The 435-nt window shown below is 74.0% G+C and carries 1 protein-coding gene; it reads left to right on the top strand.

The genetic code is table 11. The annotated features are described in order from the left end of the window. Positions 1-246 precede the first annotated feature (246 nt). The coding region (locus tag D452_RS27455; protein WP_040692830.1) for an SDR family NAD(P)-dependent oxidoreductase at positions 247-435 on the top strand (189 nt) is incomplete at its 3' end.

Genomic DNA, 435 nt, shown 5'->3' with positions numbered 1-435 from the left:
CGGCAGCGCGGTCCGCATCCCCGGCCGCCGGTGGTGAATCCGTCCGATCCCGCCGGACGTGATCGGTCGGGTGCCCGGAACCGCGGCCGAGCGGCCGGCTCCCGGTCCGGGGCCCGGCACCGCGCGCGGACGGACGCCCGGCCGGCCCCGCCGCCTACACCCGGTGACCGGGGCCGGGGCACGCGCGTCCGGATAAACCGAACCTCGTTCTAGTCGGCGCGGTGCGGGGTCTGTAGAGTGCCGCACATGGAGCTGAATGGAGTTGCCGCCCTGGTTTCCGGCGGCGCAAGCGGGCTGGGTGAAGCCACCGTCAAGGAACTCGCCTCGGCGGGTGCGACCGTCGTCGTCGCCGACCTGAACAGCGAGCGCGGCGAGGCGCTGGCCAAGGAGGTCGGGGGCGTGTTCGTATCCACCGACGTCTCCGACGAGGAGCAG

Origin of the sequence: Nocardiopsis prasina DSM 43845 (assembly GCF_000341265.1) — a bacterium.
In the GTDB taxonomy this organism is placed as follows: domain Bacteria; phylum Actinomycetota; class Actinomycetes; order Streptosporangiales; family Streptosporangiaceae; genus Nocardiopsis; species Nocardiopsis prasina.
Note: the sequence above shows the minus strand (reverse complement) of the source record. Positions and strands in the feature narration are given on the sequence as shown.